Consider the following 26,226-nt stretch of genomic DNA (forward strand, 5'->3'; position numbering starts at 1 on the left):
CGAGCGCAGGTGCCCCAGAAACAACACGCAGACCAGCGTCACCACCAGGAATTCTTCGAACAACTTGCTCCACAGGTTCTCCACCGCGGCGTCGATCAGCTGCGAGCGGTCGTAGGTAGGCACGATCTCGACGCCGGCCGGCAGGCTGCGCTGCAGTTCCGCTAGCCGTGCTTTCACGGCGGCAATGGTGGCCTTCGCGTTCTTGCCCGTGCGCATCACGATAATGCCGCCGACCACTTCACCTTGCCCGTCCAGCTCGGCAATGCCACGGCGAAACGTCGGGCCCCGCCGCACCGTCGCCACATCGCGCAGCAGCACCGGCACACCGCCGGCGTTGGTGGTGATCGGCACGTTCTCGAAGTCCGCGCGGCTCTTCAGATAGCCTTCGCTGCGTACCATCAGTTCCGCTTCGCCCTGTTCGATCACCGAGCCACCGTTGGCGCCGTTCGCGCTGCGTACCGCATCGACCAGCTGCGCCACGGTGACGCCGCGCGCCGCCAGCGCCTGCGGATCGGGCACGATCTGCCAGGCGCGCTCCATGCCGCCCAAAGTGGCGACCTCGGCGACATTCGGCACGGTTTTGAGCTGATAGCGCAGGAACCAGTCCTGTAGCGCACGCAACTGGCCAAGATCGTGCTGACCGGTACGATCCACCAGCGCGTATTCGTAGATCCAGCCGAGTCCCGTGGCATCAGGGCCGAGGGCAGGCGTGACTCCGGCCGGCAGGCGATCCCGCGCCTGGCTCAGGTACTCCAGCACACGCGAACGTGCCCAGTACAAGTCAGTGCTGTCATCGAACAACACATCGACGTAGGAGTCGCCGAAGAACGAAAAGGCGCGCACCGTCGTCGCGCCAGGTACCGAGAGCATGGTGGTGGCCAATGGATAGGTGACCTGATCCTCGACCACCTGCGGCGATTGGCCCGGGTAACTGGTGCGGATGATCACCTGGGTGTCAGACAGGTCGGGCAGCGCGTCGACCGGCGTGCGCGTCACCGAGAACATGCCCATCAGGGCCAAGGCCAGTGCAGCCAACAGCACGAACACGCGATGCGCAATCGCCGCGCGAATCAGGGCGGCGATCATGGTCGGTCTCCCATCGGCATGCCCGGCATGGGCACGCTCGTGGCCGGCGCCGGTTTGGTGGGGGCGTCATTCAGACGCTCCAGCGCACCGGACAGGCTCGCTTCGGAATCGATCAGAAACTGGCCGGAGACCACGACTTTCTCACCACCCGCGAGGCCATCGAGAATTTCCGTATAGCCGCCGGCCGCCCGCCCGATGCGCACCGATACGGCACGAAAGTGGCCATCTCCCTCGGCGAGAATGACTCGCGTGTGGGTGCCCGTCGCGATCAGCGCGTCGTCCGGTACCACCGGTACGGCCACGTCCGGAGTCGGGTTGAGTTGCACGGTAGCGAACATGCCCGGACTCAAGGCACCGTCGGGATTGTCGAGCACGATGCGGGCGCGCTGGGTGCGCGTCACCGCATCCACGTCCGACAGCAAGGTTTCCACGGTGCCGTGGAACGACCGACCCGGCAGGGCATCGACCGTGACCCCCACCGGCGTGCCGCTGCGCACCGTGCCGGCCACCGCCTGCGGGAGTGCCGCCTCGACCCACACGGTGGACAGACCGTTCAAGGTCATCAGGGTCTGGCCTGCAGTGACGCGCTGGCCTTCACGCACATCCAGTGTCGTGACGACGCCCGCTTGCGGGGCGTGCAGTGTGATCGCCGCATCCGCGCCATGACGCGACGACTGAATATCCGCCGCTGTCAGCCCCAACACCTGCAGCCGTTGCCGCGCTGCGGAGCGCAGCTCGCGCGCGTCGGCGGACCGCGCCTGCTCCAGCGCGCGATATTCCGCCAACGCACTGTTCCATTGCGGCGCCAGCAACTGCGCCAGCGGTGCGCCGGCAGCGACCACGGTATACGGCGCGCGCACATCAAGCTTGCTGATTACCGCATCAACCCGCGCGCTGATCGTGCTGGCCTGGCGCAAGTCCCAGGTAATCGTACCGGGCACCCTGATGGCCGAAGCCAGCACCCGCCGCTCGACTAGTGCCGTGCGCACGCCGAGGTTTTGCACGGTGGTGGGATCGATTTGGATGACATCCTTGGGTCCACCATCATCGGCATACTTGGGCACCATCTGCATGCCCATCGGCGACAGGCCCGGCTTGTCGAAATGCTGCTGCGGCACCATCGTGTCGTACCAGTACAGGACTTTTCGCTCACCGGCATCCGTTGCTGATGCCGCGTTGCCAGTCGACGCCGATGCCGACGGTGCATGCCGGCGACCGCCGAGATAGCCAACCACCAGCAGTACCGCCGCGAGCAAGACGCCGGCGAAAATCATCAGGGCAGGTTTCAAGTGTGCGCGCTTCATGGCGTCGTCTCCGAATTGGGTAGCAGATAGGCCAGCGCGGCCCACAGGCGCGCATGGGTCGCCAGTGCCTCGGCGTAGGCCAGCCGCTGTTCGATTTCATCGCGACGAGCATCGAGCCATGGCTGCAGCGCACCACCACCGCGGTAGCTGGCCAGCGCCGTGCGTGCACGATCCCGTGCGAGTGGCAGCAACGTGTCCTGATAGCGCTGGACTTGTCGTCCCCAACCCTGCCAATTCACCACCGCACGCGCCACCGCTTCGCGCTGGGCGCGACGCGCATCTTCGTGATCGGCCTGCACTGCATCCCATTGCGCCTGCTTGGCGCTGATTCCCCGATCCTGCCGGTTGCGGGTGAACAGCGGCAGGCTCACACCCACCTGCAAGGTCACCATGTCCGAGAGATACGGCGCGCGCCGGCCATACTCCACCGACACGTTCCAATCCGGGTGTTTGGCAGCCCGTGCCTGGGCGAGTGCGGCCTCAGCTACCTGTTCGCGTGCTTGCCACGCCTGCATGGGTGCCTGCTGATCAATGGCTTGCTCAAGTCGAGCAGGCGCTACCGGCAGCACCTGGAAATCAGGCGTGTCGGCCACGGTGGCCGCGTCCTCACCAAGCCAACGCTGCAACCCCGTATGTGCTGCGGCGAGATCGGCGTCAACGGCCTCCAGTCGGTTGTCCAGTGTGGCCGCATCCGTGCGCGCCGCCAGCGCGTCGGTGGCGCTGCCGTCGCCACCGCGCAGCCGCGCCTGCGCAATCAGCACGGCTAATGCGCTTTCGCCGCGCAACTCGCCCAGCAGCGCACGTTTCTGTTGTGTGGCCCATACCTCGATCCACGCATCGGCAATGCGTTCGCGCACCGTTTGCGCGGCGCCGACGTAATCGGCTTCGGCTGCGTCAATCTGCGCAGCGGCCAAACCGCGCTCGGCGTCGCGCGCCGCTCGCGATGGAATCGTCTGCATCACGCCGACGGTGCGCATGGTCATACTGTCCGAGCGCAGGCTGAAAGCCCCTGGGCTGGTGACGGGGAAATTGGAAAGTCCGAGCGTCAGGGTGGGATCCGGCAACTGTCCGGCGCGCGCACCTTCCTCGCGGGCTGCCGCCGTATCGGCGGTACGCGCTTCAAGTTGCGGCGCCCGCGCCAGGCCTTGCCGAACGGCCGCCTCAAGCGTCAGCGGTGGCTCGATGGCACCGGCCGCCGTGGCCAAGGCTCCCCACAGGAGCGCGGCCAGACCCGGCACCATCAGGCGCCGGGCAAAGTGATGGGACAACATGGGTGAATACTCCGCTGGTCTGCGATCTGCGTCGCGCCATGCAGGCGCGACGCCACATACGTCAATGCCGCAACGTGTCAGATCAGATCAGGAGTGAGCAGAACAACAACATGGGCGGAGGTGGCGGCGCGCGCAGATGCCCGGCCCGTTGGAGCGCGCGATTCGATGGCAGCGCAACGACGGCGGGCGCCATCAGCATCGATGGCATTGCCGGCAACACGCTTAATGGCACCGCCGTCGTATGCGCTTCAACCTGCGTCGCGTGATCGGGCGTGCAATGCTTTTGGCACAGCGGGCTGGCGGGGGCATCCTGATTCTGCGCACAGCCGCCGTCCATGCCCGACATCGAAGTCATCAGCGCAGCCGCCGGTGTCGCTTCGGGGACCGTCGGACAAACGTAGGCAGCCAGTGCCGTCTGCTGCCAAAGCAGCAGCAGCGTCACCAGCCAGATAAGGCGGCGACGTGTGGCGCGATGCATGCGGAAAGGACGGGCCATAGGCAACACTATATCTCCAAAATACCAAGAATTTCATTGACCTGAATCAACTACAGATTGTCGGCCCGGTCTCCTTCGCTGTTCTTGCCGGCCAACCCCGGCCCTCCTGGAGAACGGGGTGGTCGCCAAGCCCGATACCAAGGTGTGCTGGGCGTGAGGAAGGAAACACATGGTGGCGTACTCCCGCGTGCCGGCGAAGGCATCGCGCTGGATTCGCTTCGCTTCATTCGCCGGCGTTGGTCATCTCAGCCATGCCGTTTTCGGCCCAGTCGCAATGCGTTGGCAACCACCGACACGGAGCTCAGGCTCATCGCCAAAGCGGCGATCATCGGGCTGAGCAACAGGCCCGTCACGGGGTACAGCACGCCGGCCGCAATCGGTACACCCAGCGCGTTGTAGAGGAACGCAAAGCCCAGGTTCTGCTTCATGTTGGCGACGGTGTCGTTGGAAATCGACCGTGCCCGCACGATGCCGCGCAAGTCGCCCTTCACCAGCGTCACCTGCGCGCTCGACATTGCCACGTCGGTGCCGGTGCCCATGGCGATGCCGACATCGGCGCCGGCAAGCGCGGGTGCGTCGTTGATCCCGTCGCCAGCCATCGCGACCCGGTGTCCCTCGGCTTGCAGCTGTTGTACAAGTTCGATTTTGTCCTTCGGGCGGACCTCGCCATGTACTTCGTCGATGCCCAGGGTACGCGCGACCGCATGGGCGGTGGTGACGCCGTCACCGGTGGCCATCACGATGTTCAGGCCCGCATCGTGCAGTGCCACGATGGCATCTTCGGTGGTGGCCTTGATCGGATCGGCCACCGCGAGCAGGCCGGCCAGGACGCCATCGACCGCCAGATACATCACGCTGGCACCGGCCCGGCGCAGCTCTTCGGACGGGATGGAAAGAACGGAGGCATCGACCCCGACCTCGTGCATCAGCGCGGTATTGCCGATCGCCAGGATGGCGCCTCCCACTTTGCCGCGTACCCCGATGCCGGTGGACGACTCGAAGCTCTCCGGCGTTTCTAGCGTCAGGTTACGATGGCGGGCTTCCGCGACGATCGCGTCGGCCAGTGGGTGCTCGCTGCCCTGATCGAGGCTGGCCGCCAGGCGCAGCACCTCCTGCTCGGTGAACCCTTCGGCCGCGAGCGCGGTGTGGAACGCCGGACGTCCCTCGGTCAAGGTTCCCGTCTTGTCCACGATCAGGGTGTCAATCTTGCGCAGGTTCTCGATCGCCTCGGCATCACGGAACAACACGCCTTCCCCGGCGGCGCGGCCGGTCGCCACCATGATCGACATCGGCGTGGCCAATCCCAGCGCGCAAGGGCAGGCAATGATCAAGACCGAGATCGCGTTGAGCACTGCGAACGTCCACGACGGGTCCGGGCCGAACAGTCCCCACACGAAGAAGGTCGCGACGGCGATCGCGAGGACCGCGAGCACGAACCAGAAAGCTACCTTGTCGGCCATGCGCTGCATCGGTGCGCGCGAGCGTTGCGCCTGTGCGACCAGTTGCACGATCTGCGACAGCACGGTCGCCGAGCCGACTTTCTCCGCCCGGATCACCAGGCTGCCGGTGCCGTTGAGGGTCGCGCCGATCACGCTGGAGCCGATGGCCTTTTCGACCGGGACGGGCTCCCCGGTCAGCATCGACTCGTCGACATGGGAGTGTCCCTCGATGACTTCGCCGTCCACCGGCACCTTTTCGCCGGGGCGTACGCGCAGGCGATCACCGACGTGAACGCGGCTGAGTTCGACATCCTCCTCGCCGCCATCGTCGCGCAGGCGGCGTGCGGTTTTGGGGGCCAGCCCTAGCAGGGCTTTCAGGGCAGTCGAGGTCTTCGAGCGGGCACGCAGTTCGAGTAGCTGGCCGAGCAAGGTCAGCGAGACGATCACCGCGGCGGCTTCGAAGTAGACGCCCACGCGGCCGTGTTCGTGGAATGACTCCGGGAACAGGTCCGGTACAAGGGTGGCGACGATGCTGTAGCCGAACGCCGCGCCGACGCCGATGCCGATCAGGGTCCACATGTTGGGACTGAGGTTGCGGACCGACTGCACGCATCGAACGAAGAAGGGCCAGCCTGCCCACAACACCACCGGCGTGGTCAGTACCAGCTCGATCCAGGTCCGGGCGTCCACCGGCAATCGGGGGAAGTGGTGGCCGAACATCGCCAGTACGAGCACCACCAGCGTTGCCGGCAAGGTCCACCAGAAGCGGTGGCTGAAATCACGCAGTTCGGGATGGTCCTCATCGTTCAGTCCTGGCATTTCCGGCTCCAGTGCCATGCCGCAGATCGGGCAGATGCCGGGACCGTCCTGGCGCACTTGCGGATGCATCGGACAGACATACATCGTTCCCGTCGGTGCCTGCACGGGGGCACCATCGGGTCGCCGGGTCAGATATTTGGCCGGATCCCTCGTGAAACTTTCCAGGCAGCGCGCCGAACAAAAATGATGCGTTACTCCATCATGTTCGGCGTGATGGGCGGTCTGGTGTGGATCGACCTGCATGCCACAAACCGGATCGATCGCGGTTGTCACTGCGCCGGGTTGGGTGTGACGTCCGTGGTTGTCGGCGCCCGTGTGGTGATGATGGGTGTTCATGCATCCTCCCATGACGATGGCAATGGCTTGACGTTGATCGACGTGTCAGTGTCCGTGGCGGGCGAAGTCGGACGTCGTGCCGTCGCGGCCGACCAGCTCAACCACGTAAGGCTGGACGCGGCCATCGGGCATCTCCATGCCCGGCGAACCGGCCGGCATGCCCGGCACGACGAGGCCCTTGGCATCGGGCTTTTCAGCCAGGAGCCGCTTGATGTCCGGCGCCGGCACATGGCCTTCGACAAAATAGCCGCCCACTTCGGCGGTATGGCATGACCCTTTGCCGAACGGAATGCCGACCTGACTCTTCACCGAATCGAGGTCGTCGACATCGCGCACGTCGACGTTGAAGCCCGCGGCACGCATATGGTCGACCCACGCGCCGCAACATCCACACGTAGCGCTTTTGTGCACCAGCATGACTGGAAGCGATGCGGCCGGTGAGCTTGCTGTTGCGGCATGGATTGTCGCGGAGGATGGCTGGCTGGACTGCGCATCGACGGGGTAGGTGCAGGCACCAAGCGCGCTGAAGGAAACAACGGAGATGGCTGCGAACAAAACGTTTCTTGCATTCATGGCTGAGATGCTCATTCGCTTCACGGTCATTCTCCCGATACCGGTGCGGATTGCCACTGGATCGAGACGATCTTCCAGTCTTTGCCGTCCTTCTTGAGATTGAGCAGTTCGCGGCTGCGCAACATGGTCGGCTTGCCCTTGACCATGGCTTGGATGTCGCTCTCGCTGCCGACCATCGCGGTGTCGCCCATCGGCATCGAACCGAGCGAGACGGGTGTGATCCTCGCGCTCTTCAGGAACGCGATGTCCTCGCCGAGATGGCCGTTCGCGTAGTCGTCACGCGTCTGGGTATGCCCGCCTTCGCTGATGGTGACATCAGGTGCCAGCAGGGCAAGCACCGCCGTTCGATCGCCATGCTGCAAGGCCGTGTGGAACGCCTGTGCCACAGCTTCGGCCTCTGGTGCCGCCTTTGGCTTCATTCCATCCAGCGACAGCGGGGTTTCGGCTGCAGGCGCGGTGGTCGACGCATGATCATGGCTATCCTCTGGAGCGGCGCCATGGCTGTGACCGGCCTCGCCGGACATGACCATGTCTTTCATGTCGGCAGCACCGTGAGCGTCCTCGTCAGCAGCCCCACCGTGGCTATGGCCGCCTTCGTCGCCCATGTCCATGTCTTCATCCGGCGGCGCCTTCGCCACCATGTCCTTGTATTGCTCCGGCGTCATGGCCGGCAGCTTCTGCAGGAACGCGACCATGCTCCAGATGGTGGGATCGTCGTGACTGCCACCCCATGCCGGCATCGCGCTCATCTTGATGCCGTGCTTGATGATCCAGAACGCGTCCTTCGGATCGACCCGCGTCTGTGACAGATTCGGTGGCTGCGGGTACAGTCCGGGGCGAAGCTCCGAGTCCTTCATGCCCGGCTTGAGGTGGCACTGGGTACACATAGCCGCGTACTGGCCGGCCCCTTTCAGGATCAGCTGGGGATCGTTGAGATCCGGAACCGTGAGGTCTTCCGAGCGGACATGAATGGAGCGCTCGCGCAGGGTCTGCATGACCGCGAACACCGGCTTGGTGTGATGGTCGTCGGCGCCGATGTTGTAGATGCCGGAGTACACGAACGCGCCTGCACCGATGGCAAGGACGCCAAGAACAACGGCGACGGTGATGCTGTGATGCTTGATGTGCTGTTTCATGATGTTTCCCCTTAAAACCAGATGCGAACGCCGGCCACGATCTGCCGGTCGAGAACGGGTTGATGATCCTGCCGCGCGTAGTCGGCGGTGGTGCCGATGCGACGCACCCAGTTCACGCCGATGTACGGCGCGAACTGACGACGGATCTCGTAGCGCAGACGCAAGCCGAACTGAATGTCGGACACGCCGCTACCGATCCGGCGTTGCGGATCGTTCTTGCCGTACAGGTTGATCTCCGCTTCCGGCTGCAGGATCAGGCGCTGGGTGAAGAGCATTTCGTATTCGGCGCGCAGACGCGCGGCTGTACGACCGGAAGCCCCGACGTAACCCGTCGCTTCCACCTCGAACCAGTACGGTGCCAGGCCCTGCACGCCAAAGGCCGCCCACGTGCGCTTGGGGCCTTCGCCCACGTCCTGGCGACCGCCGAGCTGAGTGCTCCAGAACGTGGCGATGTTGTGGTTCCAAAACGCTTCGAGGTCGCCGTCTTCCAGCTTGCCGCGGCTGCGCTCGCCTTCAGTGCGTACCCACAGCTTGTTCTCGTCGTTGCCGTACCAGCCTTCGGCTTCCCAACTCTGGCCGTTGGCATCGCGGCCGTGGAAGGCTTCCAACTGGTCGATCAACAGCCTGCCCAGCGGTGCGTTGTCGGCCATGTCCATGCCTTTCATGGAGCCGTAGCCGACGCCGTCGGAGTAGTCGGAGCTGCGCGCATTCGCTGGCGGACTCCCGCCCTGCATCGGGCCCATCGTCATGCCCGGCATCGCACCCATGCCGGTCATGTCGCCTTGATCCTTCTTCGGCATCGCGCCGTGATCCATACCGGCCATGCCGCTGTGGTCCATCCCCTGCATCGCTTCCGGGCTCATGCCGGGCATCGACGAGTGATCCATCCCCGACATGTCGCCGGCGGGTGCTGCCGATGCGGCAGGTTTGGCGGGCGTGGGCATGTCCGACATCGCGCGGTGATCCATGCCAGGCATGCTGCTGTGATCCATGCCCTTCATGCCATCCATGTTGTGGGAAGCCGGCGTCGGCGGGGCTGCGACGGGTTTCTTCCTGGCTTTCTTGGCAGGCGGTTTCGTTGCCGGCTTCGCCGTGCTGCTCGCAGCAGCCGGCATGGCCATACCGGACATGCTGCCGTGATCCATGCCTGGCATGGAGCTCATGTCCATCGACGATGTGCTGCTGGACGCGGGTGCACTCTGCGCCGTGACCACCGGTGGCAACGCCAGCAATATTGCGGCCAGCAACGCGGAACGCAGCGGGACGACTGAGGTGCTGCGGCGATTCATTTTCATGACACCACCACTTCGCGGAACATGCCCGCTTCCATGTGATACAGCAGGTGGCAGTGGTAGGCCCACCGACCGGGGTTGTCGGCCGACACCGCATAGGTGATGCGCTGCGCCGGCTGCACGTTGATGGTGTGCTTGCGTACCTGGAACTGGCCTTCGGGATTCTCCAGCTCGCTCCACATGCCGTGCAGGTGGATCGGATGGTTCATCATGGTGTCGTTGACCAGCACGATGCGCAGCCGTTCGCCGCTGTTGAAATGCACCGGCTTGGCGTCGGAAAACTTCACGCCATCGAACGACCAGATGAAGCGATCCATATTGCCGGTCAAGTGCAGCTCGATCTCCCGGCTGGGTTCGCGCGCGTCGATCGGTCCGCCGATGGTGTGCAGGTCGGCGTAGGTCAGCACGCGTCGACCGTTGTCGCGCAGGCCGATGCCCGGGTCGTCGAGGTTGGTACGCGGCATGTCCACATGCATGTCCACGCCGGGGCCGTATTCGGTGCGGGCGTGGCGCACCACAGGCGCTGGCGCAGGTGCCATGCCCGGCATCGCACCGTGATCCATGCCGGCCATGCCCTGCATGCCCTGCATGCCGCTCATGCCCGACATGCCTTGCATGTTCCCGTGACCGGCATCACCCATCGCCATCGCACCCATCATGTCCTGCATGGCCAGCCACTGAATGGGATCGGGCTTGGGCACGTCTGCTTCCATGCCGGCGCGCGGCGCCAGCGTGCCGCGAGCGTAGCCGCTGCGATCGATCGACTGGGCGAACAGCGTGTACGCGCGCTCGTCCTGCGGCTCGACCATCACGTCGTAGGTTTCGGCCACCGAGATGCGAAATTCGTCGACCGACACCGGCTCGACGTCCTGGCCATCGGCCGAGATCACCGTCATCTTCAGGCCCGGAATGCGCACGTCGAAGATCGTCTGCGCCGATCCGTTGATGAAGCGCAACCGGATCTTCTCGCCGGGTTTGAAGATGCCGGTCCAGTTGCCCGCCGGCGCCGCACCGTTCATCAGGTAGGTGTAGGTGTAGCCGGAGACGTCGCCGAAATCGGTCGGGTTCATGCGCATCTCGTTCCACATCTTGCGCATGGCCAAGGCCTGGCCCAGCCCCTTCTCGCGCACATCGCGAAAGAAATCCGGCACCGTGGGCTGGGCGAAGTTGTAGTAGTCGCTCTGCTTCTTTAGCTTGGCGTAGATGCGCTCGGGATTTTCATCGGTCCAGTCGTTGAGCATCACCACGTAATCGCGATCGGTCGGATGGCGATCCGGGCTGGCCGGTTCGATCACCAACGGGCCATACAAACCCGTCTGTTCCTGGAAGCCCGAGTGCGAGTGGTACCAATAGGTACCGCTCTGGCGCACCTTGAACTGGTAGAGAAAGGTTTCGCCGGGAGCGATGCCGTCGAAGCTGATACCCGGCACCCCATCTTCCTGGAACGGCAGGATGATGCCGTGCCAATGGATCGAGGTCGGCACGCGTAACCGGTTGGTCACTCGAAGGTTCACCGTAGTGCCTTCCTTCCAGCGCAGAATTGGACCCGGGATGCCGCCATTGACGGTGGTCGCCAGACGCGTGGCGCCGGTGTAGTTGACCGGTGTTTCGGCAATATCGAGTGCGAAATCGGTGCCGCTCAGCACGGTGGGCTGGCCGGGGCTGGTCAGCGCCCAGGCATTCGAAGGACGCAGCAGGCCCAGGCCGGCTACGGCACCGCCGATGGCCACGCCTTGCACGAAACGACGCCGCGACAGATCCGCCGGGGGCGGGGAAAACAAGTTCATGGGATCTCTCCAAGGCAGGTGATATCGAACATTACCGATACCGATCACAGCCGATTGCTTGCGATCGCCGACACGCGACGATCGAACGCAAAGCTCATTAGCAACGAGGGAGAGTCAGACCGCCGGTGGTCGCAACGGAGGGGCGGTATTCAACGAAGGCGCGCTGCTGGGCAGCGGCAAGGCGTAGCGGGCGGTGATCGCAGTCGAGATCAGGGCAACTGCTGGTCCGGGTGGCAACGTGGTACTGCACATCGCGGCACAATTGCAGGTGTGTCCCGTCATGCCACCGCAGCAACCGGCCTGATCGTCGCAACAGGATCGGGATGCCTTGACGGCCACATGGTGGTGACAGTGTTCACTGACCGCCGCGACCGTTGCGTGCATGGGATGGGAGTGAGGACCTCCCGTCATGCCCATCGGTGCAGCGGCCAATGAGTTGATGACCAGCATCAGCCACGCCAACACGCCCATCGCCCGAAGGCGACGTGAACGAGCAAGCAGACGTAGCGAGAAGGTCATAGGGGGAGCTTACCCGTGTGACCTGACACCCTCAACTCTGGAGGTGGGTTCAGGGGATTCACGGCTTGCTGAAACCCATATGCAAGGTGATTTTGTCGCCGGCCTTCAGGCTGGCCATGGCGGACGGTGGGAAATGCACCTTCAAGGCCATGCCCTCAGTCGTCACATCAACCACGCCGGTCTTCGTATCGGCCGCCGTCACCGTCGCCGGCATCATGTGCATGCCCATCATGTTGTCGTGCATGCCCTTCATGTCCGAGTGCATCGCACCCATCTTGTCCATGCCGCTTGTGGGCGTGCTGTCTTGGGCCACGGCGACGCCACTGAGGGCCAATGCGAGCGCCAGAGAGCCAAGCGTCGAAAGTAGTGATTTGCGTGAAGTAGTCATATGGCTGTCCCAACGATGAGTTGCCAAACGCAACAGTGTCGAGCGTGTGCCCATTTGTGTGTACGCAAGTTGAAATTCCGGCCGATTGTCCACTTTGCTACGGGCAATGTGGTTACACCTTTAAATAATCCTCACAGGCCACAATGAGTTCGCGTACCTCGGGTTCGCCGGCATCGGTACGCGCCAGAAGTATCGCGCGAAGCTGCGAAATCTGGTCGTTGTTCGGGATCAACTCCGACGGGCTTTCCCACATCCAGTCGACCACGATCGGGAGGAGTTTGGCGGCAGAAAGGGTAGCTACTTCCTGCCGAGTCGGGACATACATGCCCGCCCGAAAAACCGGGCTATTCACGCCGTGGCTTTTCCGGGCGGCCTTGAACGCACTGTCTGGCATGCCAAAGCGGTCGTCGGGGTCAGTCATGGCACGTCTCCGTGGGACACCGATGGCTCGATGCGTGGCTTCGTGGTGCTGGCATGTCGCGCATCCTCTTCCGCATGAATATAGATCGAGGTCGTACCAATGGAGCTGTGACGCAGATTCTGCTGGATGTGGTGGATCGGGGTGCCGTCCTCGGCCTGGTGCGTGGCGGCCGTATGCCGCAGCCAATGGGTCGAGGCCCGCCGCACCCGCGCGGCTTGGGCACCATCGTGCTTTTGCAGCTCGTCGGCCACGCGCCGGAAGGTGTCCTTGACGATCTGGTAGACCGCCGTGGGTGTCAGCGGGGAAGACCGTCCGGCGATGCCCAGAATGGCCGGGGCTGTGCCGTCGCCCGAAGGCAACGCCGGCAGTCCATGGAAGCGCCGATAGCGTGCAAAGTCTTCCATGAGACCGTCGCTTAGGGGAATCGTGCCCTCGACGCCGCCTTTCCCCACGGTATGCAGCCACCACCGGCCACGAATAGGCTGAAAATCGCCCTCGCTGGCGGCCGCGGCTTCGGCGGCCCGCAAGGCGGTTTCATAGAGAAAGCGAAGGATCCAGCGAACGCGTTCGTAGCGCTGCCGTTCCCGCGCAGTTGTCTGTGGCCAGCCGTCGACGACGCGTAGCACCTGGTCCCAGAGGGCACGGTCCAGGTAGCGTTCGATCGTGCGGCGGGGGCCGCGGCGTGCCCGTCGGCGCTGCAGCACAAACGGACTGCCCGCGAGATAGCCAGCGCGCACGAGGTAATTGAACAGCCCCGCCAGGATGCCCAAGGCCTGCCGGCGACTGCGCTCGGCCAGCGGCCCGATGAACAGTCGCCGATGCTCACCGCGACGGGCGAGACCGGCGTCGCACCAGGTCGCCGGTGGCTGGGCAAGAAACGCCTCATAGGCGATGACATCCTCGCGGGTGAGACTGGACACCGGCTTGCCACGCACTTGGGTGGCCCAAAGCAGCAATCGCTCGGCCTCCTTGCGGTAGCTGCGGAAGGTATGCGGCGAGTCGTGATATTCCGCCAGCCACAGGCCGATCGCGGCCACGTCGTCGTTGGCGGCGATCTGCCGCGCCACACTGGCCGGTGCGCGGTTGGTGCCGACACCTCCCGACAGGGCGGGCGGCAAGGCTTGGGGCAACGCCAAAAGGGTCACTGCAGGCTCAGTCATGCTTTCCGATGTCCGACGCCACGGAAAACACAGCGTACTGCCAAAAGACTTTCGATTATAGGAGTTATCGTAAATTTCTTGATTTAATCATTACGTATATAACGTAATACTATGATATACATTCTCTTATCCTTCGAAATTGACCCTCCGAGCGACTGGGAATTTGCCATGAGCCGTGTCAGCGATACCCGTCAGCGTACCCGTGAAGCCGCCGCCCAACTCGTTGCCGGTGCGAAGCGGCCGCACGAAATCACCGTCGACCAGATCTACGCCGTCATCCAGCAAGGCAGCCGTACGACGATCAATGACGAGCTGAAGCAGTGGAAGGACGAACGTACGAAGGCCGATGCGCTCGGTGCTGATCTCCCGGCTGCTGTGGCCGACGCCATGCGTGCCCTGTGGGTGGTGGCCGTCGAACAGGGCGAGGTGGTGTTCGCCGAACAGCGGAGCACTTTGGAAGCTGCCGTGGCAGATGCGGAGCAGCAGCACGCTACGGTTACGCAGGCGCGCGACGACGCATTGGCGACCTCAACGACACTGACCGAACAGTGCGAAACACTTCGACAGCAGATCACCACGCTGCAAACGCGAGTGGAGTTCGAGGCCACCGCGAAGAATCAAGCGCTTCAGGATGGCCAGGCACTGCAGCAGAAACTCATCGCACTCCAGACCGACACCGCCGAACAGATCGAACGCATCCGTCAAGCGCAAACTGACCAGGCCGAAGAATTCCAAGCCGTGATTGCGAGCCGGGATGCGGCTTTTCAGGTCGAACGTGATACAGCGAACGAGCGGCTGGAGGCCGCCCAAGCCCGCATGCTGCAGGAGATCGATACAGCTCGCGAAGGCCAGCGGCGCGCAGAACAGCAGATGGTCAAAACGCGAGAACGACTGGAGCGACAACAAGCCAGTTTGGCGGAGCTGCGCACCGAAGCAGGACATCACCGTCGTGAACTGGCCGAGCGTGATACCCGCTTGGGGGCATTGGCCGCGGCTGTCGCGGATCGCGATCGCATGGCCATCGAACTGGCCGCAGCTCGCGGGCAATTGGAAGGTTTGGGAACGGCGATGCAGTCGCTCGAAACTCGGGCTATCACCGCCGAGTCGCGTATCAGTACGCTGCTGGACGAACGGAAGTCGCCAGCAACGCCTCGGAAGAAACAGGGCAAGAAGTGAGACGCGTAAGCCTTGTTTGAGGCTTATGACCCAATTTTACCCTTATCCGGGCACGACCCCATCCATGGCCATCGGAAAATCCAGACGCGGGTTGATGCGGTGGTAGGCGGTACCCAGCAGGCCCGCCGCCAACAGATTGGTGTACTGCGACTGGCTTTCGTCGATGACGTTGTGGAAGTGCGCACCCCAGGCCAGCAAACCGCCGTTACGCAAGCGTTCTGGGGTATAGGGCATGGCACATTGCTCACCGGTGCCTATCGACAATACGGCCAGTTGTGCCAGGCACGTGGCACCAAGGTCGTGAGGCGGCGCGATACCGCGCCGACTCGGGCGGCTGAACTGGAACGCCTCCACCACACCGAGTAGCGCGGGGTTGTTGGCGTAGAGCCCACCATCGACGAGATCGCTCAGGCGTTCCGTCGCGTGGGCGGCGAAGAAGGTTGGCGCCGCCGAGGTGGCTAATGCCAGATCGGCGAGACGATCTTCGCCACGCCATGGGCCTGGCTTCGCGTAATCGCTGCGGAAGAGATGGGGTCGTGCATTGGTCAGCGAGGCCGCGGTGACGCAGACATCCGTCTGCACCGCGCCTAAGGTGAGGTCGCCGAAGAACGCATGCATCGCCTCGCGTAAGGCGTCGCTGCGGTAACGGGGGCGGAAATTTCTCATCCACCCGAAGCGCCGCATCGTTGAACCGAAGATGCGCGGCACGTGTCTTTCATACAGGGCGGATATCTCGCTCACCGGTCGGCCCAGTGCCAGCGCCAGTGCGATGATCCCGCCCGTCGACGTACCACAGATGAGGTCGAAACGCGCCCCCAGCGGCAGCGCGTTATCAGTCAGCGTATTCAAATACGCTTCGACGCATTCGAGAATCTTGAGTGTCAAATAACCGCGGGCGCCGTCCCCATCCAGGGTGAGCACCGAAAACAACCGGGCGGTACCGGCACGAGGCGATGGGGGTTGCGCTAAATGCATGGCAGAGGGTGTGCTGGCTTGGACTCTTCGATGCATGAGAGGAAACGCGAAGGCTGCCCTTGTCTTGACGAGTTCGTTATGCGCCTCGCGTGGGTTGAGGTGCTGCACTAGGTCACGTCAGGAAAGCTACACGCCGTGCGGACTTTTTGCTTGGCGCGCCTGCTACACCATCGAACTGATGTCCGAGGCATAGCTGGGATAGGCAAAGATGATGCCCTTGAGCTTGTTCGCCGTCAGTCCAGCGCCCATGGCCATGGCGAGCAGATTGATCTGTTCCTCGGCGCCGGGGCCGATCAGATGCGCGCCCAGGATGTTCCCGCTGCCTTTCTCGACCAACACCTTGTAGGCGCTGTGTCGCGCGCCCACGCGCAGGGAGGAATACCACTGCGCGGTTATCTCGAAATGCGCGTCAAAGTCCAGCCCCTGCTCGCGTGCCGCGTCTTCGGACAGCCCGACGGACGCCACGGGCGGAAGCGTGAAGACGACGCTGGGGATCGGCGGGTAGTGGATCGCGCGCTCGTCTTTTCCGGCGAGCAGGTTCTTGCCCGCGATCCGGCCCTCGTTGGCCGAGACCGGGGTGAGATTGGGGCCGCTGTCCGCGCAGTCGCCGGCCGCGAAGATCGCCGGGTTGGTCGTGCGCATGAAGGGACTGACTTGGATGCCCTTACGGCCGTAGGCCACGCCCGCGGCGTCCAGGTTGAGATGCTCGATGTTGGGCACGCGCCCGGTGGCATGCACCACCCTGTCGCAGGCAATGGTCTGGGTGCCTTGCGGCGTTTCATAGGTCACGATGAACCCGGCGCCGTCCTGCTCGATCGTCAACACCCTGGCCTCGGTCCGCAGGTCGATGCCCAGATCGGCGGTCGCTTCGGAAAGCATGCCGACCATGTCGGGGTCGAAATTGCCCAACGGGCGCTTCATCATTTCTAGTACCGTGACGTCCCTTGAGCCGGCGCGTTTGCAGATGTGGGCAAATTCCATCGCGATGAATCCGCCGCCGACGAAGACGACCCTGTCCGGCCGCTCCGGCAATTCGAGGAAGTCGGTGCTGGTGATCAGCAGGTTTTCGCCCGGGATATTCAAGGTCATCGGCCGGGCGCCGGTGGCAAGGTGAAAATGCCGAGCGGTCAGGAGTTCGCCATTCACTTCAATCGTGTTTGGTCCGGTGAAGCGGGCCTGGCCATGCAGGGGAACGACACCGGCCCGCTGCATCCCGGCTTCGATCCGACCTGACATGAGGTCGGTAAAGCTGCGCTTGAAAGCGATCATGTCGGGCCAATCGACAGCGGTTTGCGCCCGAAGCCCCTTGCCTTTCAAGTTGCGCGCCCAGTCGACGCCCTCGGTCACGGCGATCAGCATTTTTTTGGGGTCACACCCGCGTAAGGCGCACGTACCGCCATAAGGCAAGCTATCGACCACGGCGACCTTCCAGCCTGCCGCCGCAGCCATGCGGGCGACGCCCGTACCGCCGGTACCGGCCCCGATCACGATCAGGTCGAAACTCTCATTTGGGTTCATGCCATGCTCCTTTACTTCCGACGGACGTCGAGCAGCGCTTCGAGGTTGACAGCGATCGTGGACGCAAGGCGCTTGGCCTGGATGGCGGCGTGCCCGCGGAATTGCTCGTCCACGGTTGCCACAAATAACGCCAACCACCGCTGAAAGTGGTGGTGGTGCAAGGAATGTCGCGTGTGCAGCGCCATGTGCTGGGCAATCATGTTGCGTCGATAGCCCTCATGGTCACCGAGCAGCATCTTGCGCCAATACGCGCGAATCTTTGGTATATGTTGCTGCAGGTCAACGTCTTTGAAGATCGGTCCAAGCGCGGCATCAACCCTCACCTTGGCGTAAAAGGCGTCCACGAAGTCGGCAATGGCCTCCGGTGAGTTCAGTTCACGCGAATCCATGGCGATCGTTTTCACCTGGCGCTCAAGGGCATGCGGATGCGTCCGATCGGCCCTCGACGAATTCAAGCCGGCCGTGCATCAAACCGCTCATACGCGTCCTCCAAACGCACGTATCGCCCGCCACACGGATAGCCCGAACAAGCTGATCAACCCCAGTGCCGCGATGACCCAGTGCGCACTGAAAAAGGCGCCGGCCGTCGTACCCGCCAAGAGCGCGGCCAGGATCGGGAGGTGACACGGGCACGTCAGCACAGCCAGCCCGGCCCACAGGTAACCCGTGATGGATTTGCGCTCGTGACCGTTCATCGCCGTGCCTCTTCGTGTCGACCAACCTCTGCCCGCAGCGCGCTCAATTGCGCCTCCAACCCCACCAATGCCTGCCGCCGCTCATCGACGATTCCGCCTACCTCTGCCAGGCACATCACCGTCTTATCGGCATTCGATGCATCCAGCGACCGGCACAGTCGCGTCACGACGTCCAGGCCGACCCCTGCCTCGACCGCGGACCGCACGAAACAAAGCCGGTGCAGGGCGTTCGCGTCGAACACGCCATAACCTCCATCGGTGCGCGCGGCCGGATGCAGCAGCCCGCGCACCAGGTAGTCACGCACGATATGCACGCTCACGCCGGCGTCTTTAGCCAGCTGTGACACGGTGTAGGCGTTCATCGAACACCCCGTCTCCTCATCCGGCACAGCAGGAAAGTTGCTTGACGTCCTTGGTGAAGGTCTGTGCCGCCAGTTTCAGGCCCTCGACCATCGTCAGGTACGGGAACAACTGATCGGCAAGCTCCTGCACGGTCATGCGCGCCCGGATCGCCAGTGCGGCCGCCTGGATGATCTCGCCGGCTTCCGGCGTCACCGCCTGCACCCCGATGAGCCGGCCGCTACCCGCTTCGGCCACCAGCTTGATAAAGCCATGGGTGTCGAAATTGACGAGCGCCCGCGGCACGTTATCGAGTGAAAGTGTGCGGCTATCCGTCTCGATACCCTGCAGGTGCGCTTCCGCCTCGCTAAGGCCTACGGTCGCGACTTGGGGCTCCGTGAACACCACCGCCGGCATGGTGGTGAGATCCAAGGTCGCCTCGCCCCCCATCAGGTTGATGGCGGCACGTGTACCGGCGGCGGCCGCCACGTAGACGAACTGCGGCTGGTCGGTGCAATCGCCCGCAGCATAGATGTGCGGCGCACTGGTTCGCATACCGCGATCGACCACGATGGCGTTTTGAGCATTCACCGCAACACCCGCCGCCTCCAGCGCGAGGTCACGCGTGTTGGCGGTCCGGCCCGTGGCCACCAGCAACCGATCGGCACGCACTTCGCCGTGCCCGGTGGTGAGCACGAATTCACCGTTGGCATGGGCAACTTGGCTGGCCTGGGTGTGCTCCAACACCTCGATGCCTTCGGCACGGAACGCCGCCGTGATCGCCTCGCCGATGGCCGGATCTTCGCGAAAGAACAAGCTGCTGCGCGCCAAGATGGTGACGTGACTGCCCAACCGCGCGAAGGCTTGCGCCAATTCCACCGCAACCACTGACGAGCCGATGACGGCGAGCCGCGGCGGAATCGCGTCACTGGCTAATGCCTCGGTGGACGTCCAATACGGGGTGTCCTTCAAGCCGGGGATGGGCGGCACCGCCGCGTGGGCACCCGTGGCGATCAGGCAGCGATCGAAAGACACCTCCGATTCACCACGCCCCGTCGTCGACGTGACGACGAGCGTGTGTGCGTCCTTGAAACGCGCTTCGCCACGCAGCAGCTGGATGTTGGGGTTGGTATCGAGAATCCCCTCGTACTTGGCGTGACGCAGTTCGTCGACACGACCTTGCTGTTGGGCGAGCAGTCGGTCACGCCGAACCACCGGCCCCGTACTGGAGATGCCGTCATCGAACGGACTGCTTCGACGCAGGTGGGCCACGTGCGCGGCGCGGATCATGATCTTCGACGGCACGCAGCCGATATTGACGCAGGTACCACCGACGGTTCCGCGCTCGATGACGGTCACCCGGGCGCCGAGTTCAACGGCCTTCAGCGCTGCCGCCATGGCCCCGCCGCCCGTGCCGATGACAGCAACGTGCAGTCGCTGCTCCGAAGCGGTGGGCGTGCGGTCGACATCGCCACGCGGCTTGAACCAACCACCCAGCGAGCCCAAGGCCTGGTCGAGCATGGAGGACTTGCGCGCGAGTGTGTCGGCTTGCGGTGCCGAGGCGGCGGCGATCCGGTAGTTTTGCGGCAGACCCGCGTTGAGTTGCTCCACCGTCAATGGCTGGGTACTACGGACGTGCGCCACATTTTGCGGGTAGGCGACGTCAGCGGCGACGACGTCAGGCAACGCCCGGAGCGCTTTTTCAACATGTCGGGCGCAATCGGCGCACGTCATGCCGATCACAGAGAGGGTTTGTTCGTTCATGATGTTCCTGGCAAATGAACGCGTGTCGCTTCGGTTCGAAGCAGAGCGGCACACCGTTGAATCAATAGAGGGCCCCATCAACCATCGCAGTGACGGCACCTTCCGTTAGCAGCAATAGGGCACCACGACGATCAACAAAAGCACGATGCCGATGACGATCGCGGCCGTGATGAGGTCGGTTTTCTTGGCACTCAGCCATGCTTTCATGGGTGTCATCTCCGATAGGGTGATCCAACGAACGCCGGTACTCCACGGGGTTTGATCCCACATCTCCACCCGCGGAAGGTGGGGTGAGTGTTCAACAGCAGGCGTCGTCTCGCTTCGCACCGCGGTGCCCCTTTCCCGGCGGCGATACCAGATCCCAGATGGATACCGCGACCATCAAGACCAGCCCGGGATAGAGCAGCCACGCCGCCATGCGCAAGGCCCCGATCAGCACCAAGACCGGTCCGATCACGCCAAGGGCCATGCGTAACCACTGCCGATGACGGAAGCCGGCGATCCCGTTGGCAAGCAAGGCGACCATCGCAAACAGTGGCAGCAAGTAATGGATGAATACGCCCTCGTACTGGCTCAGAAAGCCCAATCCGATCGCGGCGCCCAGGCTGGCGAGTGCAGGAAAGCAAGCAGCGCATCCCATCGCTGTGACGATGGCCCCGATTACGCCCGCTTTGTCGGCGGTGCGTGTGAGTGGAGTGAGAGACATGGGAATGACCTCGGGCGCTTCAATTCTTAACGGTGGAGGGGTAGCCCGCATCCGTCGTGGCGCTGACGAGTGCCCGGGTGCTGGTCTTGGCATCATCGAAGGTCACAACGGCTTCCTTCTTGTCGAACAGGATCTCGGTCTTTTCGACACCGGGAACCTGGGACAGCGCTTTCTTGACGGTGATGGGACATGCGGCACACGTCATACCGGACACCGACAGGGTGGCGGTCTTCGTAGCCGCCCAGGCAGGCGCGGAAATGGCGGTGGCAAGGACGATGAGAGCGGCAAGTTTCTTCATGGGTGGATCCTCCGACGGGTCAGTAAAACAGCGTGGCGAGATAGGGAAAGGTCAGCGCCACGAGCACCAGGGCTGCGACGATCCAGAACAAGACTTTGTAGGTGGTCCTGACCTGCGGCACAGCGCAGACGTCACCAGGCGCGCACGCCGTAGCAGGCCGGTAGATGCGTCGCCAGGCGAAGACCATCGCGATCAGCGCTGCACCGATAAAGTACGGGCGGTACGGCTCAAGCACAGTCAGGTTGCCGATCCAGGCGCCACTGAACCCAAGGGCGACCAAGACCAGGGGACCAAGGCAACAGGTCGACGCCAGTAGTGCGGTGATACCCCCGGCCAGAAGAGCGCCGGAACCTGTTTTCTTGACGACTTGGGTATTTTTCATGGAGGGCTCTGCGTGGATGGGGGCGACTATGGGAGCACTCTATTCGCGTACTTAGGTACAGAGTCAAGCGCAAGAATTTTTAGCGTCAACCCGCTGCAATCAGTTGGTGCTTCAGCAGACTGCGCAGACAAACCGCGAGATCGAATGCTCCGTCGATGGCCCGAGCCGCCGCATACGCGGCCTCCAGATCACGCGTATCGATCAGCGCGGCGATGCAGGCGAAGCTCGCTGCGTCCAGCACGGTCATCGCCACCTCGCCGCCGTCACGCCACAACACGACCTGTTCGCCGCGACCATCCAGCTGCAGCCGCTCGCCTTCGGGGGCGGTGGCGTAACGCCAGATCGTCAGCACCGGATGCGTACTGCCCAGCAGGCGCACGCTGGGATGCAACCGCCAGGACAACGATGTCGTGTCATCGAGCGTGGCCGGAGCCAGTGGCGATGCTTCAGCGGCCAGTGCGGACTGCTGGCGTAGCCACTCCAACTGCGCCACATCAGGCAAATAGGCAAGTGCTGCCGCTTCGGGCATCGTGGCCAGAAACGCGGCGAAGGCGCCGCCGAACGCCTGCAGGTTGCCGCGCGTCGACGGATGATGCAGGCGATAGCGCGTCGCTGCGGCCTCGAAGAAGGCCTCGCCGACCAGCGCTTGCACCGCGGGGTACGTGGCGCGCAGCGTTTCGATCTGCGTACTGGCGATGGCGTTGCCGTACACCTGCAACCGTGCAGCGGGGGCGAGGCCGGCACCGACAACCCACTGCGCGAGGTCACTGCCGCGATCGAGCACGGCGTTGGCGAAACCGCGTTGCAACTCAAGCAATGTGGGTGCGGTGACCATTGAGCAGGGCCTCCGCGCGGCCGGCTTCCGCCAGCAACACCTCAAGTTCGGGGATGTCCTGATCCCACTCAATCAGGGTGGGTACGGGGCCGAACAGATCCAGTGCCCCGGCATAAAGCGCCCAGACTTCGGCATCCACCGGCCGGCTGTGGCTGTCGATCAATAGCGGTACCGCGAGATCGGTCTTGCGAATAAATCCACCCAAGTGGATCTCGCGCACCGCCGCGCGCGGCATCGCACGCAGATAGGCATGCGCGTCGAAGCCGTGATTGACGCTGTTGACGTAGACATTGTTGACGTCGAGCAACAGGCCGCAGCCACTGCGACGTATCAATTCGGCGACGAACTCCCACTCGCTCATCTCGGCGTGTTGGAACGTGAGATAGCTGGAAACGTTCTCGACCAGGAACTCGCGGCCCAGCGCGTCCTGCACCTGCTGCACGCGCGTCACTATCAGGTCCAGCGCCTCCCGGGTGAACGGTAGCGGCAGCAGGTCGTTGAGGTGGATGCCGCCGATCGCGCCCCAGCAAATGTGATCGGAGACCAGCCCCGGTTCGAAGCGTTGCACCAGCGCACACAGCGTCGCCAGATGCTCGTCGTCGAATGTGTCGGCTGATCCCAGCGAGAGGCCGACACCGTGCAGGCTCAGCGGATAGTCGGCGCGCACATGCTCGATCGCCGCATGCAGTGCTCCGCCGTCGGCAAACAAATTCTCACTGTGCACCTCGAACCACGCCACGCGCGGACGTTCGCTCAACACCCGCTGCATGTGTGGCGCACGCAGACCGATCCCGACTCCAGAAGGAGCCGAGATCGGTGGCGCCGCGAGCGTGCTCGCGTCGTGCATCGTGGTGTTGCTCAGCCCTTCTGTGCCGGTTCGAGTTTGCCGCCGTCGATCTTCTCGCACAAGCCCTTGGGCACCGCGACGAAAGAGTTTGGATCGCGGGCCTTGGTGTCCTGGCTGGCGCAGGAGTGGCCTGCTGCTTTGCAGTCGTTCTTCTGCGCAGCGTTGATGCCGTAACACTTCTCCATATGACTCATTGACATCGGTTTGCTCTGCATGCCTGCGGCCGCTGCGACTGTGGTCAGACCCAACGTGAGTCCTCCCGCCAGAACGGATTTCAGAATCGATGCGGTATTCATTCTCAACTCTCCAGTACGTGGCCAGAAACACTCTGGCCTTCTTTGAAAATGACAATCGGTAACCCATGCAGAAACTTTCCCGTGTCGACCAGCAGCCATCCTCATCTTCGAACCGCGCGTCCGGTCAATCTCCGCCCATGGCGCAGAGCCTACTGCCGTACTTCGGTACGACATCAAGCGTGGATTGCCAAGACCGCGGGAGCCTTGACCGACGTCCTACTGCCCATCGTGGCTCGGCCTGAGATGGAAGGTCGGATGTGCGCATGCGATTTCCGTGATGATGTCGCTTAGCAGCTGGCGTGCTTCCTGCTCGCAGCCTCCGCAGCCACCCGAGCAGCCGGTGAGCCACTGCAATGCTTCGAAACTGCGCACCCCGGCCACCACCGCGTGGCGAATGTCCTCCTCGGTCACGCTGTGGCACACGCAAACGTCAGTCATGATCCAACTCGCGTGGCGGAGCCGTCCTGTCGTAGCCTGAGACGCGGCGGATCGCAGATGTCGGTCCTGAAGCACGGAGTCGTACCCACGATCTGACGCGAAGTCGGCACGTCAACCCGCGGCCTCGGGCAGGAGCGCAGCGGGCGTCAACCACGCCTCCAGCTGCGGCAGCGCGTTCGGTCCGAGATGCTGCTGGAATGTGTTTCGCGCCACCCCGAGTAGCCGGGCAAGTCGAGCTTCGATAGGCAAGGCCTCGTCTGCCACAAGAACCTCTAGCAGCGCACACGCGAGATCGCATTGCAGCGCGGCCCCATCGGGCAACGGAACGCGTGCTTGCGACAGCCGCTGGACGAGACGGGCGGCCATGGTGTGCGCCTCCTCCTGACTGAGCTGATCGACCGTCTCGCGCCGGTACCAGTATGAAGGGTTCGGAAATGTGGCAAGCAACGCCGACGCCGTCGTGGCAGCTACCAAAGCAACCTGGCTGTCACCGCCGAGGGCAGCACGCAGGAGGCCGACCTGCTGGTCGACCCGAAGCTCACGCAGCCATTTGATCGCGATCACGTCACCGCGATGGTGCAGCCAAACCTCTGCAATATCAGGATGAACCTCCAGGCGTGCCAAAACGGGTTTGGCAAGGCACCCGCAACCGATCTGCGGCACCGCCTCGCACACGAGCGGCACCGTGTAGAAGTGAATGAACACGAACGTCTCCCAGGGGGTGAGGTGGGTGTACGCTATGTCCGTAGTCATGTACGGAGTCAATGGGTATGGGGAAGCCATCGGAACAACTGACCATCGGTGCGTTTGCCAAAGCCGCGGGGGTCAACCTGGAAACCATCCGGTTTTATCAGCGCAAGGGGCTGCTTCCGGAACCGGACAAACCCTATGGCAGCATCCGCCGCTATGGTGATACCGATGTCGCTCGTGTGAAATTCATCAAGTCAGCGCAGCGTTTGGGCTTCAGCCTCGACGAAGTCGCACAGTTGCTCGCCCTGGAGGACGGCACCCATTGCAGTGAGGCGGCACAATTCGCCGCGCAGCACCTGGCCGACGTGCGGGGACGCCTGAAAGACCTCAAGCGCATGGAAACCGTACTGGCTCGATTGGTCGCGCAATGTCATTCGCATCGCGGCACCATTACCTGCCCCCTCATCGCCTCCCTGCATGGCCGTTGAGACGTCCTGCCGGCGACGCCTGACAGCCTGGCGCACTCTTTGGTGGATCAGCCGGACATGAAGGCAAGCTGTTCGCCGGCTTATCGGCAATGCCCCGTCAGCAGCCGCGTGATGCGCGACCGAAACTGGTCAGGGGTCAACGTCGTGATCGGTTCGCGCTGCGGCCATACCTTCAGGATGGCGGCTCGGAAATTGGCGGGCGTGCTGCCTTGCTCGGGACCAATGATGTAGGTCGGCACCGTGGTGACCGCGTAGTGCGGGTACATCTGCCGCGCGACGTCTTCGAACCGACCATGATCGGTGGCGCCTTCGGCAAACACCAGCAAAGCCACCCATGCACCGCAGCGGTCGCAACGCACTTCTTCGACGGGGATGGTGCCGCCGGGCAGCGAGTGCTTTGCCGCCAAGGGTGGTGGTGGCGTACTGCTCGGACCGCGAATGGACTCCAGCGCCGTCACGATCTGGTGCGACAGGGGTTCCAATATCGCGCGCCGCTGGGCAAACATCGCCTCCCGTTCGTCGCCGGCGATGTCGGTGACCACGCAGGTTTCGCCGGACGCGGTACCTGTGACGCGCAGGCGTCCCAACTCCCCCAGTTCGGCGTGCCGAAAGACGTAGGCGATACCGTCCGGCAAAGGGTCGCGGTGAAAGGACACATCCGGTGGCAGCTTTAATCCGGCAGCCGCTTCGGCGGGCGATTTGCGTTGGGAGGTCATGCGGGATTCCGTGCGAACGCGTGGCGGCTTCCAACG

29 protein-coding genes are annotated in these 26,226 nt (G+C 63.5%); 2 read left to right on the forward strand and 27 right to left on the reverse strand.

What is annotated here, in order from left to right; genetic code table 11:
• The 12 genes from RHOFW104R8_RS06505 to RHOFW104R8_RS06560 form a co-directional block, all read right to left on the reverse strand.
• Positions 1-1,086, reverse strand: a 1,086-nt coding sequence (locus RHOFW104R8_RS06505; protein WP_161487796.1) for an efflux RND transporter permease subunit, incomplete at its 3' end; no start/stop codon positions are given.
• Positions 1,083-2,375: an efflux RND transporter periplasmic adaptor subunit gene (locus RHOFW104R8_RS06510; RefSeq protein ID WP_027485195.1), complete on the reverse strand. Its 1,293-nt coding sequence runs from the start codon at positions 2,373-2,375 to the stop codon at positions 1,083-1,085. The genes RHOFW104R8_RS06510 and RHOFW104R8_RS06505, both read right to left, overlap by 4 nt.
• A gap of 11 nt (positions 2,376-2,386) precedes the next feature.
• The gene (locus RHOFW104R8_RS06515) at positions 2,387-3,661 is read right to left on the reverse strand and encodes a TolC family protein (protein WP_027485194.1); all 1,275 of its coding nucleotides are present in this window, start codon (positions 3,659-3,661) and stop codon (positions 2,387-2,389) included.
• A gap of 82 nt (positions 3,662-3,743) precedes the next feature.
• Positions 3,744-4,157: a hypothetical protein gene (locus RHOFW104R8_RS06520; protein ID WP_027485193.1), complete on the reverse strand. Its 414-nt coding sequence runs from the start codon at positions 4,155-4,157 to the stop codon at positions 3,744-3,746.
• A 245-nt stretch (positions 4,158-4,402) separates the two neighbouring features.
• A complete protein-coding gene (locus RHOFW104R8_RS06525) occupies positions 4,403-6,658 on the reverse strand; it encodes a heavy metal translocating P-type ATPase (protein ID WP_395121387.1) in 2,256 nt (751 codons plus the stop codon).
• A 138-nt stretch (positions 6,659-6,796) separates the two neighbouring features.
• Positions 6,797-7,324, reverse strand: a complete 528-nt coding sequence (locus tag RHOFW104R8_RS06530; RefSeq protein ID WP_395121386.1) for a DUF411 domain-containing protein — start codon at positions 7,322-7,324, stop codon at positions 6,797-6,799.
• A 26-nt stretch (positions 7,325-7,350) separates the two neighbouring features.
• The gene (locus RHOFW104R8_RS06535) at positions 7,351-8,460 is read right to left on the reverse strand and encodes a c-type cytochrome (RefSeq protein WP_027485190.1); all 1,110 of its coding nucleotides are present in this window, start codon (positions 8,458-8,460) and stop codon (positions 7,351-7,353) included.
• Between the two features lie 11 nt (positions 8,461-8,471).
• A complete protein-coding gene (locus tag RHOFW104R8_RS17790; protein WP_027485189.1) occupies positions 8,472-9,755 on the reverse strand; it encodes a copper resistance protein B in 1,284 nt (427 codons plus the stop codon).
• Entirely contained in the window at positions 9,752-11,539 is a 1,788-nt protein-coding gene (locus tag RHOFW104R8_RS06545; RefSeq protein WP_027485188.1) for a copper resistance system multicopper oxidase, read from the reverse strand. Before RHOFW104R8_RS06545 ends, RHOFW104R8_RS17790 begins: the two co-directional genes overlap by 4 nt.
• 577 nt (positions 11,540-12,116) lie before the next feature.
• On the reverse strand, positions 12,117-12,446 hold the full coding sequence (locus RHOFW104R8_RS06550; protein ID WP_027485187.1) for a hypothetical protein: 330 nt from the start codon (positions 12,444-12,446) through the stop codon (positions 12,117-12,119).
• A 112-nt stretch (positions 12,447-12,558) separates the two neighbouring features.
• Entirely contained in the window at positions 12,559-12,867 is a 309-nt protein-coding gene (locus RHOFW104R8_RS06555; RefSeq protein WP_027485186.1) for a hypothetical protein, read from the reverse strand.
• Positions 12,864-14,027 (reverse strand): site-specific integrase, encoded by a 1,164-nt coding sequence (locus RHOFW104R8_RS06560; RefSeq protein WP_027485185.1) that lies wholly within the window; start codon positions 14,025-14,027, stop codon positions 12,864-12,866. The genes RHOFW104R8_RS06555 and RHOFW104R8_RS06560 overlap by 4 nt, the downstream gene beginning before the upstream one ends.
• A gap of 168 nt (positions 14,028-14,195) precedes the next feature.
• On the opposite strand from RHOFW104R8_RS06560, the gene RHOFW104R8_RS06565 reads away from it, so the two are divergent.
• Positions 14,196-15,203, forward strand: coding sequence for a DNA-binding protein (locus tag RHOFW104R8_RS06565; protein ID WP_027485184.1), 1,008 nt, complete (start codon positions 14,196-14,198; stop codon positions 15,201-15,203).
• Positions 15,204-15,245: 42 nt separating this feature from the next.
• Here the strand turns inward: RHOFW104R8_RS06565 and RHOFW104R8_RS06570 are convergent, their stop codons facing one another.
• From RHOFW104R8_RS06570 to RHOFW104R8_RS06635, 14 genes are all read right to left on the reverse strand, one after another.
• Positions 15,246-16,124 carry a CBASS cGAMP-activated phospholipase gene (locus RHOFW104R8_RS06570; RefSeq protein WP_231381788.1) on the reverse strand — a complete coding sequence of 293 codons (879 nt, stop codon included), beginning with the start codon at positions 16,122-16,124 and terminating at the stop codon, positions 15,246-15,248.
• A gap of 216 nt (positions 16,125-16,340) precedes the next feature.
• Positions 16,341-17,696 (reverse strand): NAD(P)/FAD-dependent oxidoreductase, encoded by a 1,356-nt coding sequence (locus RHOFW104R8_RS06575; RefSeq protein WP_008214509.1) that lies wholly within the window; start codon positions 17,694-17,696, stop codon positions 16,341-16,343.
• An 11-nt stretch (positions 17,697-17,707) separates the two neighbouring features.
• Entirely contained in the window at positions 17,708-18,100 is a 393-nt protein-coding gene (locus RHOFW104R8_RS06580) for a group III truncated hemoglobin (RefSeq protein WP_231381787.1), read from the reverse strand.
• 72 nt (positions 18,101-18,172) lie between these two features.
• Entirely contained in the window at positions 18,173-18,391 is a 219-nt protein-coding gene (gene merE, locus RHOFW104R8_RS06585) for a broad-spectrum mercury transporter MerE (RefSeq protein ID WP_008214504.1), read from the reverse strand.
• A complete protein-coding gene (gene merD / locus RHOFW104R8_RS06590) occupies positions 18,388-18,753 on the reverse strand; it encodes a mercuric resistance transcriptional repressor MerD (protein ID WP_008214502.1) in 366 nt (121 codons plus the stop codon). The genes merE and merD overlap by 4 nt, the downstream gene beginning before the upstream one ends.
• A gap of 16 nt (positions 18,754-18,769) precedes the next feature.
• Positions 18,770-20,494, reverse strand: a complete 1,725-nt coding sequence (merA, locus tag RHOFW104R8_RS06595) for a mercury(II) reductase (protein ID WP_015447704.1) — start codon at positions 20,492-20,494, stop codon at positions 18,770-18,772.
• A gap of 298 nt (positions 20,495-20,792) precedes the next feature.
• Positions 20,793-21,200: an organomercurial transporter MerC gene (merC, locus tag RHOFW104R8_RS06600; protein WP_015447706.1), complete on the reverse strand. Its 408-nt coding sequence runs from the start codon at positions 21,198-21,200 to the stop codon at positions 20,793-20,795.
• Positions 21,201-21,219: 19 nt separating this feature from the next.
• Entirely contained in the window at positions 21,220-21,498 is a 279-nt protein-coding gene (gene merP, locus RHOFW104R8_RS06605) for a mercury resistance system periplasmic binding protein MerP (protein ID WP_015447707.1), read from the reverse strand.
• Positions 21,499-21,517: 19 nt separating this feature from the next.
• Positions 21,518-21,880: a mercuric ion transporter MerT gene (merT, locus tag RHOFW104R8_RS06610; protein ID WP_015447708.1), complete on the reverse strand. Its 363-nt coding sequence runs from the start codon at positions 21,878-21,880 to the stop codon at positions 21,518-21,520.
• 85 nt (positions 21,881-21,965) lie between these two features.
• On the reverse strand, positions 21,966-22,715 hold the full coding sequence (locus RHOFW104R8_RS06615; protein ID WP_015447709.1) for a DNA-binding domain-containing protein: 750 nt from the start codon (positions 22,713-22,715) through the stop codon (positions 21,966-21,968).
• On the reverse strand, positions 22,690-23,562 hold the full coding sequence (locus RHOFW104R8_RS06620; protein ID WP_015447710.1) for a DUF692 family multinuclear iron-containing protein: 873 nt from the start codon (positions 23,560-23,562) through the stop codon (positions 22,690-22,692). The genes RHOFW104R8_RS06615 and RHOFW104R8_RS06620 overlap by 26 nt, the downstream gene beginning before the upstream one ends.
• 11 nt (positions 23,563-23,573) lie before the next feature.
• A complete protein-coding gene (locus RHOFW104R8_RS06625) occupies positions 23,574-23,858 on the reverse strand; it encodes a DUF2282 domain-containing protein (RefSeq protein WP_015447711.1) in 285 nt (94 codons plus the stop codon).
• 216 nt (positions 23,859-24,074) lie between these two features.
• Complete coding sequence (locus tag RHOFW104R8_RS06630) at positions 24,075-24,296, reverse strand: bacterioferritin-associated ferredoxin (RefSeq protein ID WP_015447712.1); 222 nt, start codon at positions 24,294-24,296, stop codon at positions 24,075-24,077.
• A 111-nt stretch (positions 24,297-24,407) separates the two neighbouring features.
• Positions 24,408-25,001 (reverse strand): hypothetical protein, encoded by a 594-nt coding sequence (locus RHOFW104R8_RS06635; protein WP_153021737.1) that lies wholly within the window; start codon positions 24,999-25,001, stop codon positions 24,408-24,410.
• Between the two features lie 65 nt (positions 25,002-25,066).
• Here RHOFW104R8_RS06635 and merR point away from each other — a divergent pair, with 65 nt between their 5' ends.
• The gene (merR, locus tag RHOFW104R8_RS06640; RefSeq protein WP_008209286.1) at positions 25,067-25,474 is read left to right on the forward strand and encodes an Hg(II)-responsive transcriptional regulator; all 408 of its coding nucleotides are present in this window, start codon (positions 25,067-25,069) and stop codon (positions 25,472-25,474) included.
• 80 nt (positions 25,475-25,554) lie between these two features.
• Here merR and RHOFW104R8_RS06645 read toward each other — a convergent pair whose 3' ends face one another.
• Positions 25,555-26,190, reverse strand: a complete 636-nt coding sequence (locus RHOFW104R8_RS06645) for a hypothetical protein (protein WP_008209284.1) — start codon at positions 26,188-26,190, stop codon at positions 25,555-25,557.
• Between the last annotated feature and the right edge of the window lie 36 nt (positions 26,191-26,226).

It is taken from the genome of Rhodanobacter sp. FW104-R8 (assembly GCF_001617365.1).
Classification (GTDB): Bacteria; Pseudomonadota; Gammaproteobacteria; order Xanthomonadales; family Rhodanobacteraceae; genus Rhodanobacter.

Bases quoted from the DNA above. Each gene is read 5' to 3' on its own strand.
- RHOFW104R8_RS06515 (WP_027485194.1), bottom strand. From the start codon at position 3,661: ATGTTGTCCCATCACTTTGCCCGGCGCCTGATGGTGCCGGGTCTGGCC.
- RHOFW104R8_RS06520 (WP_027485193.1), bottom strand. From the start codon at position 4,157: ATGGCCCGTCCTTTCCGCATGCATCGCGCCACACGTCGCCGCCTTATC.
- RHOFW104R8_RS06525 (WP_395121387.1), bottom strand. From the start codon at position 6,658: ATGCAGGTCGATCCACACCAGACCGCCCATCACGCCGAACATGATGGA.
- RHOFW104R8_RS06530 (WP_395121386.1), bottom strand. From the start codon at position 7,324: ATGAATGCAAGAAACGTTTTGTTCGCAGCCATCTCCGTTGTTTCCTTC.
- RHOFW104R8_RS06535 (WP_027485190.1), bottom strand. From the start codon at position 8,460: ATGAAACAGCACATCAAGCATCACAGCATCACCGTCGCCGTTGTTCTT.
- RHOFW104R8_RS17790 (WP_027485189.1), bottom strand. From the start codon at position 9,755: ATGAAAATGAATCGCCGCAGCACCTCAGTCGTCCCGCTGCGTTCCGCG.
- RHOFW104R8_RS06545 (WP_027485188.1), bottom strand. From the start codon at position 11,539: ATGAACTTGTTTTCCCCGCCCCCGGCGGATCTGTCGCGGCGTCGTTTC.
- RHOFW104R8_RS06550 (WP_027485187.1), bottom strand. From the start codon at position 12,446: ATGACTACTTCACGCAAATCACTACTTTCGACGCTTGGCTCTCTGGCG.
- RHOFW104R8_RS06555 (WP_027485186.1), bottom strand. From the start codon at position 12,867: ATGACTGACCCCGACGACCGCTTTGGCATGCCAGACAGTGCGTTCAAG.
- RHOFW104R8_RS06560 (WP_027485185.1), bottom strand. From the start codon at position 14,027: ATGACTGAGCCTGCAGTGACCCTTTTGGCGTTGCCCCAAGCCTTGCCG.
- RHOFW104R8_RS06565 (WP_027485184.1), top strand. From the start codon at position 14,196: ATGAGCCGTGTCAGCGATACCCGTCAGCGTACCCGTGAAGCCGCCGCC.
- RHOFW104R8_RS06575 (WP_008214509.1), bottom strand. From the start codon at position 17,696: ATGAACCCAAATGAGAGTTTCGACCTGATCGTGATCGGGGCCGGTACC.
- merE (WP_008214504.1), bottom strand. From the start codon at position 18,391: ATGAACGGTCACGAGCGCAAATCCATCACGGGTTACCTGTGGGCCGGG.
- merD (WP_008214502.1), bottom strand. From the start codon at position 18,753: ATGAACGCCTACACCGTGTCACAGCTGGCTAAAGACGCCGGCGTGAGC.
- merA (WP_015447704.1), bottom strand. From the start codon at position 20,494: ATGAACGAACAAACCCTCTCTGTGATCGGCATGACGTGCGCCGATTGC.
- merC (WP_015447706.1), bottom strand. From the start codon at position 21,200: ATGTCTCTCACTCCACTCACACGCACCGCCGACAAAGCGGGCGTAATC.
- merP (WP_015447707.1), bottom strand. From the start codon at position 21,498: ATGAAGAAACTTGCCGCTCTCATCGTCCTTGCCACCGCCATTTCCGCG.
- merT (WP_015447708.1), bottom strand. From the start codon at position 21,880: ATGAAAAATACCCAAGTCGTCAAGAAAACAGGTTCCGGCGCTCTTCTG.
- RHOFW104R8_RS06615 (WP_015447709.1), bottom strand. From the start codon at position 22,715: ATGGTCACCGCACCCACATTGCTTGAGTTGCAACGCGGTTTCGCCAAC.
- RHOFW104R8_RS06620 (WP_015447710.1), bottom strand. From the start codon at position 23,562: ATGCACGACGCGAGCACGCTCGCGGCGCCACCGATCTCGGCTCCTTCT.
- RHOFW104R8_RS06625 (WP_015447711.1), bottom strand. From the start codon at position 23,858: ATGAATACCGCATCGATTCTGAAATCCGTTCTGGCGGGAGGACTCACG.
- RHOFW104R8_RS06630 (WP_015447712.1), bottom strand. From the start codon at position 24,296: ATGACTGACGTTTGCGTGTGCCACAGCGTGACCGAGGAGGACATTCGC.
- merR (WP_008209286.1), top strand. From the start codon at position 25,067: ATGGGGAAGCCATCGGAACAACTGACCATCGGTGCGTTTGCCAAAGCC.
- RHOFW104R8_RS06645 (WP_008209284.1), bottom strand. From the start codon at position 26,190: ATGACCTCCCAACGCAAATCGCCCGCCGAAGCGGCTGCCGGATTAAAG.